Source organism: Allochromatium warmingii, from assembly GCF_900107145.1.
GTDB lineage: Bacteria > Pseudomonadota > Gammaproteobacteria > Chromatiales > Chromatiaceae > Thermochromatium > Thermochromatium warmingii.
In genome coordinates, this window is sequence record NZ_FNOW01000030.1 from 21,078 (window position 1) to 33,657 (window position 12,580).

The window sequence follows — 12,580 nt, forward strand, 5'->3', positions numbered from 1 at the left end:
GCTTAACTGAAAGCCGCCCGCGCCTGATTCACCCGTGCTAGCGCCGCTTCAAACTCAAAATCGGCGATCAACTCGCCCACTTCCACATGCGCATCCGGCAACAGCGCCGCGAACTGATGCGCCTCGCGCTGATACAAACTCAACGCCAGCGCATTATCTTCACTCAACAGCCGCGCCAATTCATCGAGCAACACCTCAGCCTGCTTGACCGTGAGCGCGGCGCGTGGCTCCGGCGGCGCTTCGACCAACTGCGACTGCTCCACCGCATTACGCAACGCCAACAACGCTTGATCAATCGCGGCAATCGCCTCAATCAGTGGATCAGCCGCCGCCAACACCTCGGGACGGCGGGCGCTTTCCAGCAGCTTCGCTTGCGCAGCAATCGTCACCAAACCCAACGTACTCGACACACCCTTCAGACTGTGCGCCAATCGCGCCAACGCCTCACCATCGCGTTGCGTCAAAGCATCAGCCAACCGCTGCGGATCCTCGGCATGTGCATTGAGAAAACGCGCCAACAGCTTGAGATATTTTTCCTGACTACCGCGCAAACTCGCCAACCCCTGCCGCAAATCAATCCCCGGCAACAACCGAATCGCTGCCAGCAAATCCGCCCGAGGCGCATTCGCAACAGCTTCCGCGTCTTCCGCGCTTTCAGCGGCCCCAACATCCGCCCTAGACACACCCGCCGACATCACCGGAACCCGCGCCGCCCCTACCGACGCCGGACGCTCTGGCAACCAACGCAACAAGGCTGCAAACAAATCCAACGGCTCAACCGGCTTCGGCACAAAATCATTCATCCCGGCATCCAAACACCCACGGCGATCCTCTTCAAAGGCATTAGCCGTCAACGCCAAAATCGGCTTCTCACGCCAACTCGACAGCGCCCGAATTGCCCGCGTTGCCGTCAACCCATCCATCAGCGGCATCTGCACATCCATCAAAATCAAGTCATACGCTTCACTCGCGACCATTTCCAGCGCGACCTGACCATTTTCCGCCGTATCGACCTCCAGCCCAACGCTCGTGAGCAACTCCAACGCCACCTCACGATTGATCGGATTATCTTCCGCCAACAACACCCGCGCCCCGGCACAGCGTTCACGCATCTGCGACTCAGCGGCGAGACGATGCGCATGGGTAATCAACACCCCTGGCTGCCCCAAATGCAGCTTCACCGTGAACCAAAAAGTACTCCCCTGACCGGTAACACTATCCGCCCCGGCATCGCCGCCCATCAGCCGCGCCAACTGCGCCGTAATTGCCAACCCCAACCCGGTACCCCCATAACGGCGCGTCGTCGAAGCATCGGCCTGCTCAAAAGCTTGAAACAACCGCGCCTGCTTATCTGCCGGAATGCCAATGCCGGTATCCTCAACCTCAAAACGCACCGTTAAAACATCGGCCTCGCGTTCAAGGATCGACACACGAATTGCAATAAAACCGCTATGCGTGAATTTAACTGCATTACTCGCATAATTGAGCAAGGCTTGACGCAAGCGCGTCACATCGCCGCGCATCCAGGGCAACGCGGGATCGAGTTCAATCTTTAATTGCAAGCCCTTCGCACGGGCCTCATCGAGAATTAACGAACTAATTTGATCGACCAACATTACAGCAGAAAAATTCTCTTCCGAAAGCTGCAACTTTCCTGCTTCGATCTTCGATAAATCCAGAATATCGTTAATAACGGTGAGCAAATGACGCGCCGCGCTTTCGATTTTATCCAAGCGACTGATATTTGCTGGATCGACTAATTCACGTCGTAACAAATGCGCCAGCCCTAAAATCGCATTCATCGGCGTGCGAATTTCATGGCTCATATTCGCCAAAAATGCACTCTTCGCCCGCACTGCGCTCTCAGCCAATTCCGCACGACGCGCTAACTCAGCTTCCATTTCGCGCTGCGGGCTAATATCGCGGGCAAAGCCAACCGTGCCTAACACTTCGCCGGTATCGTCAATAATCGGCGCTTTAAAGGTTTCATAAATCGCCCCATGATTCGTCACGCTCGGCATTTCCAGCGTGCGTTGCGCACGACCAGCCATCACCTCCGCATCGTCAGTGCGATAGCGTTCAGCGGTTTCATTTGACCAGAGTTCATAATCCGTCAGACCAATAATATCGCTCGGAGCACGGCCTTTGGCTTCGGCAAACAACCGATTGACGGCAACAAAACGCCCCTCATAATCCTTCATCCAGGCTAAATGCGGCAGATTGTCGATCAAGGCTTGCAACGAGCGCGTCTGATGGCGCAATTCGAGCGTGCGCGCTTCGACTAATTCTTCCAAATGATGACGATATTGATCGAGTTCCTCGGCGAGCCGTTTTTGTTCCGTAACATTGGATTTAACGGCCAGATAATGCGTGATGCGGCCATCGGGCTGACGAATCGGCGAGATGCTGGCTAATTCGGTATAAATCTCGCCATTTTTGCGACGATTGATTAATTCACCCTGCCAGACTTCACCGCGCTCTAAACAATTCCAGAGCGCATCAAAGGTCGTCGATGGCGTTAAACCGGATTTTAAAATGCGCGGATTTTGGCCCAACGCTTCTTCAGCGGTGTAGCCAGTATTGGCAACAAAAGCATCATTGACATATTCGATCTCACCGTTGAGATTGGTAATGACAATACTTTCGGGGCTTTGCTCAACAGCCAGCGAGCGTTTAATTAACTCGGATTCAATGCGCTTGCGTTCGGTAATATCGCGAAACACACCACGCCGTCCGAGATAGCGCCCATCGGCGGTCATCACTGGATTACAAATATGCTCAATCCAATGCTCGCTGCCATCGCGGGCACGCAGCCGCAATTGCAGACACCCGGTATCGGGATTCGATGATTCGAGCGCCTCATTAAAATGTTGACACCAGGCTGCACGATCTGCCGGATGTAATAAACGATGCAATAAATCGGGATCATCGAGAAAGGCTTCGGCGCTATAACCGCTCAATTCACGACAGGCCGGTGAAACATAGCGATATTCGCCATCTGGCCCGAGCCAATATTCCCAATCCGGGCTATATTCAGCGAGCACTTGATATTGTTCGCGGCTATCGCTGAGGCGGTGCGCATCGCGCTGACGCTCAAAATACACAGCAATATGCGCTGCGACCGCTTCGAGCAATGCCTGTTCTTCGTTCAAAAATACTGTTTGACCTAAGTCTAATTGTGCTGGTGCAGCGCGATAAATCAGTTGAATTTCGCCGACCGGCTCGCCATCAATTAACACCGGAGCGCGTTGCATCCACTCAGTCGGCACAAAGCCCGGCGTTTGAAATTGAGTTTCCGGCAATAACAGCCGCGCTTCAGCGAGATCGGGAAATTGCCAGGCTGCTGGGAGACGCGCAACCACCCGTTGCAAAATCTCGGTCATTGGCGCTTCGTGGCGATTGGTCTCGCGCAACACATCATAGAGACCGCGAATCTCTTTCAGCCGCTCTTGCAATTCGGTCTCACGGCGCTGGAGCTGACTGGTCGCTTCTTGCAGCGCGTGACGCTGTTGCACGGATTCAGAGCGGTCGAGAATGGCGCAAACATAGTGCTCATTTTCGCCCTCAAAATCGAGCAAGGGTGCAACATGCAGATCGCCAATAAATGCCTCATCGTGTTCGCTGCTTTGAAAGCGCACTTCTTTCAGCGTCACCGCAGTGCGTGCATTCGGCAAGCGTCGCCGCCAGAGTTCAGCAACGAGTCCCCGATCCGCTTCATCAATTAAGCGCGTGAAATAATGCTGTTGAATATGTGAATGCTTGAGCCGAAACAGATCCTGCGCGGCGTAATTGGCTTCTTTAATCAATCCATAGCGATCGACGACCAGTTCGGCAATCGGCAAGCCATTAAAAAAGGCTGTAAACTTTTCGAGTGCTAACTGGGTCTGACGTTGACTGCGCAACAGCTCATCATTTTGAATTTGCAATTCAGCCTGATAAATGCGCAGACTTTCGACCATCGCCGCGAGTTCGACATTCGCACCACGCAACAGCTCATCGGCGATGTGAAAGCGCCCCTGATGCAACGCAGCTAAGGCGCGTTCGCGGATTTCCTCCGCCGATAAGCTGTTAGCAGCCGAGGCCTCGGTTGGGGACAGGGTCGGACGGGAATCATTCCAAGTGTCGTTCATCAGTCGGGCGGGGACTCGTGTGTATCCCAAAGATGACAGGGTGATGTATAGGCAATCTTGCATCAATCACTGGCAAACTGGCTATCTTTTTGCGACGAGCGTCACAGTTTTGCAATCTTAGACGGCGCGGTGACCAATCGGTTTGCACGGCGCTTGTAACATAGCGTTCTCGTATCGCTAGCGCACTGATACACGTAGGATGCTTGTCCCTGTCACGCGCTGAATGCGCAGTTCAATTAAGCGACTTTTTATCATGGCTGATACACCTGCAACTGCGCCTAATTCCGTGTTCAATTCGCCGCTGCCACCCTCTCCACAGCCGATGACTTGGCGCGATTGGCTCCCGTTCGCGCTGCTCGCCTGCTTGCTGGCTGGGATGACACTGGGGGTGATCCAGCATCGTTATTACCACGAATATAGTGCGTTGGGGATGCGCCTGCTGGCGATGACGACGCTAAAGCAACATCAGTTTGAGACCTGGCTCCGCGAGCGCGAGCAGGATGCTGGATTTATTTATACCAGTCCGTTTTTAGCGCAGTTATTTACGCGCTGGCAACAGGGCGATCCGACAGCCGCCGCACAATTTCAAGAACGTATTCAACGGTTTATCAGCCCCTACACCTTCAGTGCCGCGACGCTACTCGATGCGCAGGGTCAGCTCTATTGGTCGAGCCAGAATGCCCCGCCGCACTTAGTGCCCGAGATTGTGCAGTTAGCGGCTGAAGTCAGTCGCGCTGGTGAGTTTCGGCGCAGTGCGCCCTATATCGGACGACGCGGCAATCCGCGTGTCGATTTTCTCGCACCCTTAGCTGGCATCCAGCCCGCGCCAGTGCTGGTGCTGCACAGTCATCCTGAACACTGGCTCGATGCGACAGCGATGATCGGCACCACGCTGGGAGAGACAGCGGAACTGCTGCTATTGCGACGCGACGGCGAGCGACTGCTTGTACTCGGTGCCCTGCATCGTTTGCGCCCGACACCGAGCGCGTCCTATCGCGTGTTGGCGCTAACCGCGCCAGCGGCGCGTTGGATGCTTGCGACAGCTGCTACGCCGGGCGAGGTGGTGACCGGGCATGATGATCGACAACAACCGGTATTAGGGCTGGCGCTGCCGATTCCAAGCAGCGACTGGTTGTTACTGGCTAAGATCGATCAAGCAGAACTCTTAGCCGGTTTTGGCGAACGTGCGCTCGGCATTGTGTTTGCTGGCTTGCTGGCCATCGCCTTGAGTGCGATTGGGTTTTATCTCTTGCGCCAGCGCCAGCAGCGCCAACATCAGCATCGCTTAGAAGAGCTGGTCGCTGCCCGCACGCAGGAACTGCGCCGCCGCAGTCATTCACTCCGTGCCCTGATTGATAATCTGCCGCATCTGGCATGGATGAAAGATTGTGACGGACGGCTGGTGGCGGTCAATCGGCAACTTGCTGACTTATTGGGCCGCACCCCGGCGGAATTGATCGGCAAAACCGACGACGACCTGTATCAACCCGAAACCGCCACCCAGTATCGCACCACCGATGCGGCGGTGATTGCCACCCGGCGACAACTGACATTTGAAGAATCGCTACAAAACGATCCAAATAGTTGCTATGAAACCTTCAAAGCACCGATCCTCGATGAAGCTGGCAACGTGTTGGGGACAGTCGGCTTTGCCCGCGACATCGCGCCCCAGCGAGCGATGGAAGCGGAATTAGCCCGCCGTGCCGAGTTAGCCGAAAGCGCCACCCGCGCCAAAAGTGCGTTCTTGGCCAATATGAGCCATGAAATCCGCACGCCGATGAATGCCATTTTGGGACTGACGCATTTACTGCGCCGTGATGGAGCAACGCCGCTCCAGAGCGAACGCCTAACCAAGATCGAACACGCCACGCGCCATCTGCTGGCGATTTTGAACGATATTCTCGACCTCTCGCGGATCGAAGCTGGCAAACTGATGCTGGAACAGAGTGATTTTGCGCTTGCCGCGCTACTCGATCAGGTCAGTTCCCTGATTGCTGATTCCGCACAGGCCAAAGGCTTGAGCCTACAGATCGAATATCCGCCCGATCTGCCGTGGCTGGCCGGTGATGTCACGCGCTTGCGTCAGGTGCTGCTCAATTATGCGAGTAATGCGGTCAAGTTCACCGAACGCGGCACGATTGTGCTGCGGGCGCGGCTGCTGACCGAAGATGCTCGCGGCGTGTTGGTGCGGTTTGAGGTACAGGACACGGGCATTGGCATCGCCCCCGATCAGCTTGCCGGACTGTTTCGCGCCTTTGCGCAGGCTGATGTCTCGACCACGCGCCGCTATGGTGGCACCGGACTGGGGCTGGCGATCAATCTGCAACTGGCGCGGTTGATGGGCGGCGAGACCGGCGCAGTGAGCACGCCGGGTGTTGGGAGTACCTTCTGGTTTCAGGTGCAGCTCAAGCGCGGCCAGCCCCGCGAGACGCGCACCACGCCGGTCGTCGATAGCGTGGTGGAGCGACTCGAACAGCGCCTGCGCACCCAGCACGCTAGAGCGCGGCTGCTGCTGGCTGAAGATAATGCAATTAACAGCGAAGTGGCGCTCGAACTGTTGCACGCCGTTGGCTTAGATGCCGATACGGTTGACAACGGACGCGCTGCCGTCGAGCAAGCACAACAGGGTAGCTATGATCTGATTTTGATGGATATGCAAATGCCGATCATGGATGGACTACAGGCCACGCGCCACCTGCGGGCGCTCCCAGCGTGGCGCGATAAGCCGATTTTGGCCATGACCGCCAATGCGTTTCTTGAAGATCGCCGCGCCTGTCTCGAAGCGGGGATGAATGACTTTGTACCCAAGCCGGTATCACCCCGCGATCTGTTCGCCGCGCTGGTGCGCTGGTTGCCGGAGACGCACCCGGCACAACTCATTGAGGAACCCGTGCGCACAACAACACCAGCCGAAACAACGTCCGAGACTCAGCGCATCATCGACTGTCTGAGTGTGCTGCCCGGCGTGAACATCGCACAAGGTTTAGCGGTGATGGGCGGCAAGCAGGCAAAGTTTCTCGATCTGCTGGCCCGCTTCGCGCACAGCCATTGCAATGATTCACAGCAGATGCTCGCTGCGCTGGAAGCGGGCACCCGCACACGGGTGCGTGAACTAGCGCATGCGCTCAAGGGCGTCTCGGCAACGCTCGGCGCGACCGAGATCGCCGCCGCTGCGACCGCGCTCGATGCGCAACTCAAGGCCGATCCTGACGCATCGGAGGACAGCGTGCGAGCGGCAATTGCGCGGATTGCTACGGCGTTTGCGCCGATCACGCAGGTGTTAACGGCCTGTCAGTTGCCCTCTGCTGATACGGATGCAGCGCCTGATGCTGCATCACCGCCCGCCGCGCCAGAGCAGGCGCAAGCAGTGCTCGCCACTTTGAGTGACCATCTGCGCAAAAATGATACGCAGGCGATTGCGCTGCTACGCGCCGAGCGTTCCATTTTACAAGCCAGCTTGGGCGCGACCTTTGAACGCTTGGAGCGGCATGTTGTGGAATTTGAATTTGAAGAGGCGTTGGAGCTATTAAGCTGTCGGCTGTCGGCTTTATAAAAGAAAAGGGGCTAAGCGGGCGATCCGCCTAACCCCTTTTTTGTTGCATATCTGGTGCCCGGAGCCGGGGTCGAACCGGCACGACCGAAGTCGAGGGATTTTAAGTCCCTTGCGTCTACCAATTTCGCCACCCGGGCAAGGCATGACGAGAGGGGACGCAGTATACTGATCTGCGTGCGGCTTGGGTAGTGGCTTGTGTCACATCAGATGCGCCGAATGCATTCCGAGCCGTCCACAACACACTAATCCTAGTGTCCTGCGCTCAACCGACGCCTGCATCCAGATTACATTCCATCGTGCGTGAACTTCCGGTTCATCTTTTTCTTTGTACCACGCTCTTCATCGAGGCGCGGGCGGCTTTCGCGGGCACGCCCGAAAACGACACGCTGCGCTTGCATCCGTTCCCCGCCCGCTGCGGTGCGCCACCCGTGAGCGCCGTCGAGCTGGATGAACATATTGCAACTGTGCCCAGCGATGAGCCGCTGATCTGGATCGGCGGCAACTGTCTCGCGCCCTTGTCACGCGAACGCGAGCAGCATTTACCGACCCGCGCTCAATCTCCGGAAGCACTCGGTTTACATCGGCTAACACAGTGCAGCTATCTGTTGACCGATCCGGCTTGGGTCGATCAATGGTTGGCAGCAGGTCACTATCTCTGTCTTCCGGGTTGGCTGGCCAATTGGCCGCGTCAGTTGGCCTATCTCGGACTGACGCAACGCGACGCCGCCCGCACCTATTTTGCCGAGCGCGTCTGCGGGCTGCTGCTGTTGGATACTGAACGCGATCACAAGGCCGTCGAGCAGCTTGCAGCACTGGCGGAGTATCTCCAGCTTCCAGCTCGCCGCGAGCGCGTCGGCTTGGGTTATTTGCGGCTGGCGCTGCTGCAAATCGCCGAACGCGCCCGCCAACGCGCTGACTATCGCCGCCGCACAGCGCGTCTTGCCGCCACGCAACAGCAGTTAGCAGAAACGGCGATGGCGATGGATCTGGTCGGGCGACTCTCGACCACCATTGGTGAGCGCGGCGTGATTGGGCAGATTCTGGAAATCTTCGTCGCGCTCTTTGCGCCCGCGACCTGTTTTTATGTGCCATGCACCGAAATACAAACCAATCGCCCCAAGACCTTCGGTGACACGCCAACGCCCGAAGCACTCAGCGAGGTGAGTGCTTTTGCCGAGGATCTGGCAGCAACGCGCTTAACACGTTCGGGCAAGGGATTTTTATTGCGCTTGCAGTACGAGACCGACACCCTCGGCATGGTGCTGCTCGATGGGCTGCCGCTGAATCGGCATCTGCGCAAGTCGCAAAGTCTCGCAGTGCAGATTGCCGGACTGTGCGCGATGGCGGTGCAGCGGGCGCAGTCGATCAGTTTATTGACACAGAGCGAACTGCGCTATCGCTCGCTGTTTGAGTCGATGAGCGAAGGCTTTGCGCTGCACGAGATCATGCTCGATGACAGCGGCGAGCCGATTGATTATCGCTTTTTGGATTTAAATCAAGCTTTTGAGACGCTCACCGGCCTGCAACGAGCGGACGTGATTGGGCGGCGCGTGCGCGAGGTGATTCCGCAGATTGAGGAACACTGGATCAAACGCTATGGCGAGGTCGCGCTACACGGTCAGGCGATCCGCTTTGAGCAATTTGATAGCGCCTTTGAGCGATATTTTCAGATTCATGCCTACAGCCCGCGTGTTGGCATGTTTGCGGTGATTTTTTCCGATGTGACCGAACGGCGGCGCACCGAGCGCGAACTGTTTGAATACCGCGAACATTTGGAAACACTGGTGGCCAGTCGCACCGCAGAACTGGCCTTAGCCAAACAAGAGGCCGAACGCGCCAGCCAAGCAAAAAGCCTGTTTTTGGCCAACATGAGCCACGAAATCCGCACACCGATGAACGCGATCATTGGTCTGACGCATCTGCTTGGGCGCGAAATCCAGCTTCCGGCCCAACGGGATCGTTTGCTTAAGATCGACGGTGCGGCCAAGCATTTGCTCTCGATCATCAATGACATTCTCGATATTTCCAAAATCGAGGCCGGCAAGCTGGAACTGCAAGCGATGGATTTTTCGCCGCAGGTGCTGCTCGATCAAGTCAGCGGCCTGATTGCCGAGCAGGTGCAGAGCAAGGGGCTGGATTACCGCATCGACAGCGAGCCGCTGCCGCTGATGCTGCATGGTGATGTCACGCGCTTGCGGCAGGCGCTGCTGAATTATTTGAGCAATGCGATCAAGTTCACCGAGCGCGGCCAGATTGTGTTACAGGCGCGGGTGCTCGAAAGCAACGACAGCGAAACGCTGCTGGCCTTTGCGGTGACAGATAGCGGCATCGGCATTCCCGAAGCGATGCAGGGGCGGCTGTTTTCGCTATTTGAGCAGGGCGACGGTTCACCGATTCGCCGCTACGGTGGCACTGGGCTGGGGCTGGCGATCACGCGCCGGATTGCTGAAATGATGGGCGGCAGCGCCGGACTCGAAAGCACGCCGAATCAGGGCAGCCGCTTTTGGTTCACGGCCCGCTTGCGTCATAGCACAGCCTCGGCGCGGCTGGTCGCGGCGTCAGAAGCGGGACGTGACATGGCGGTCAGCGATCCGTTGCAGCGGGCGCAGAACACGCTGGCGCGGGCGTTTCACGGCTGCCGTTTGCTGGCGGTCGAGGATAATGCCATCAATCAAGAAGTGTTATTAGAGTTGCTCAGTCAGGTCAATCTGCTGGCCGATCTCGCCGAAAATGGCCGCCGGGCACTCGAACTCGCGCACCAGCGGCGCTATCCGCTGGTGCTGATGGATGTGCAGATGCCGGAAATGGACGGATTGGAAGCCACACGCCGCTTGCGGCAACTGCCCGGCTGGGAGCGGGTGCCGATTGTGGCAATGACGGCCAATGCACTGGGGCAGGAGCGTCAAGCCTGTCTCGATGCCGGGATGAATGACCATATCGCCAAGCCAGTCGAGCCGACCGTGTTTTATGAAAGTCTGCTCTATTGGCTGCAAGCATCCACCGAACCTGCGCCTGCTGCACCACCTGCACCGCCGCTCACGGCGGCCATATCAGCCGATGCCCAGCCGACCGCACCTGCGTCGCCGATTCTCGATCTGGATGCGGGATTGCAATGTGTCAGTGGCAATCGCGAACTCTACAGTCGCTTGGTGCGCAAGCTGCTAGATGGCCATCGTGACGATATGCGCCAGCTCAAAACCTATCTGGATGCGGGCGATCAAGACGCCGCACAGCGGCTGGTGCATACGCTCAAGGGCGCAGCCGGAACGCTGGGAGCGGTCGCCTTGCAGCGGGCCGCGCTGGAATTAGAGCAAGTGATGCGAACGGCGGGAACAGCAATCACGGCGGAGATGGTCGCCGTTGAGCAGGCATTGCAGGATGTTGAAAGTGCGTGGCAGCGGATTGAAGGGGGGCCGCCTTCAGCTTCCAGCCAGATAAGCTGAAAGCTGGCAGCTCAGATTGACCGCGTGAGCGCCTTAGGAATCACCGTCTTTAAATCACGCTCCGCAACCAGTTCTTGATAGCGTTCAAATAGCAGGGCGACGCGGTCGCTATCGCTGGTGAATTTCCGTTTGGAATAGGCGGCATCGACAGCAGCATCTAATTTGCGATGCGCTTTGACTAATTCGGGCGGCATGGTGAGTGGATCGTAGAGTGTGGCGAGTGAGGCATTGGGATGTGCGGCGCGGGCATCAAGCACGGCTTGCGCGGCGGTTTCAATTGCTTGGCGTCGTTTTGGCGTTGGATTATCAGGCCAGGGGAAATTGTTGTAAACAATTCCGGCAGAATAGCGATAATCGCTTTTTAATCGTCCGCAAACAGTGCGCACCCAAGCCATGTGCATCGCTGAAGATAAAACACCGAGATGATACAGCGTAGCATTAGCTACAATTTTAACCAAATTACTTGATAGTGTTTCTGACGCAATAAATCCAATCGGAATATATGTTCGTCGTTCCGATGAAACTTCTGGAATCACCAAATAACTTGAATCCGGTATATTTTCGACATGAAATCGGGTTGGTGTATCGGCAAGCTTACGTGTCGGGGCACTTTTGCTATTCAACCGAAACTGTCGTACTGCTTCAACGCGCTTCATCGCGTGCGGCATTTTTCGGAGCACATCCGGCGGGCATTCACCTAGCCACAGACAAAACCGCTCATAACCGTTGATAAATTCATCGCTGCCAATCCAACGCCTAAAATAGCGTTCAGCGTTTGGTTCTTGTTTAATAAAATCGGCTTGCTCTTCAGCCGTAAACAAATAATTTCCACCATCAATCGGTTTATTTCCAATGCCAATTTTCGGAACTTCACACAGTGGCGTTGTGCGTGTTAATAACACAATATTTGGTGCGTCGATAAGATAGGGATTGGTATTCGTGGCAGCAGTTTCATGCGCATCAGCTTGTATGGATTCGTAGTGAAAAATCTTTTTGTTTTGACTGTCGTGCAACGCAAAGCCAATAATCACGCAGTGAACAGCAGCTTTGCCTTTTGCTTCGCTCGACCATTGAAATGTACGATGGGCAAAATGAATTTGAACGCCGCGATTGAGCAAATCTGGCCATAATGTGCCGACTTGCTCACCTTGCGTAATAGAATTGGTTGAAACAAAAGCGGTTTTAATCTCTTTATTGCTTTCCATGAAATCAGTTGCCTTGCGATACCACGATGCAACAAAATCTAAAATTCCCGCTCCCTTAACACCGTGAAAAATGGTAGCCACCTCAGCCCGCTGTGCATCGCTCATATATTTTGAGCCAATAAACGGCGGATTCCCCAAGATATAATGCAAGTCTGCTGGCGGCACAATCTCGCGCCAATCCACTTGCAACGCATTGCCATGCACAATCGTCGCCGATTTCTTCAACGGCAACCGCGCAAAATAAATCCC

4 protein-coding genes and 1 tRNA gene are annotated in these 12,580 nt (G+C 56.1%); 2 read left to right on the forward strand and 3 right to left on the reverse strand.

Annotation, left to right across the window (positions count from 1 at the left end; all coding sequences use genetic code 11):
- Positions 1-2 precede the first annotated feature (2 nt).
- Positions 3-4,130 (reverse strand): PAS domain S-box protein, encoded by a 4,128-nt coding sequence (locus tag BLW10_RS09685; RefSeq protein ID WP_091334294.1) that lies wholly within the window; start codon positions 4,128-4,130, stop codon positions 3-5.
- Between the two features lie 253 nt (positions 4,131-4,383).
- Here BLW10_RS09685 and BLW10_RS09690 point away from each other — a divergent pair, with 253 nt between their 5' ends.
- Positions 4,384-7,683, forward strand: coding sequence for a PAS domain-containing sensor histidine kinase (locus tag BLW10_RS09690; protein ID WP_177169046.1), 3,300 nt, complete (start codon positions 4,384-4,386; stop codon positions 7,681-7,683).
- Between the two features lie 52 nt (positions 7,684-7,735).
- Here the strand turns inward: BLW10_RS09690 and BLW10_RS09695 are convergent.
- Positions 7,736-7,820, reverse strand: a tRNA-Leu gene (locus BLW10_RS09695).
- Positions 7,821-7,979: 159 nt separating this feature from the next.
- Between BLW10_RS09695 and BLW10_RS09700 the strand changes: the two genes are divergently transcribed.
- The gene (locus BLW10_RS09700; protein ID WP_091334298.1) at positions 7,980-11,126 is read left to right on the forward strand and encodes an ATP-binding protein; all 3,147 of its coding nucleotides are present in this window, start codon (positions 7,980-7,982) and stop codon (positions 11,124-11,126) included.
- Between the two features lie 11 nt (positions 11,127-11,137).
- On the opposite strand, the gene BLW10_RS09705 is transcribed toward BLW10_RS09700, so the two are convergent.
- Positions 11,138-12,580: type IIL restriction-modification enzyme MmeI (locus BLW10_RS09705; RefSeq protein WP_342707523.1), on the reverse strand; the 1,443-nt coding region annotated here is incomplete at its 5' end.

Bases quoted from the DNA above. Each gene is read 5' to 3' on its own strand.
- BLW10_RS09685 (WP_091334294.1), bottom strand. From the start codon at position 4,130: ATGAACGACACTTGGAATGATTCCCGTCCGACCCTGTCCCCAACCGAG.
- BLW10_RS09690 (WP_177169046.1), top strand. From the start codon at position 4,384: ATGGCTGATACACCTGCAACTGCGCCTAATTCCGTGTTCAATTCGCCG.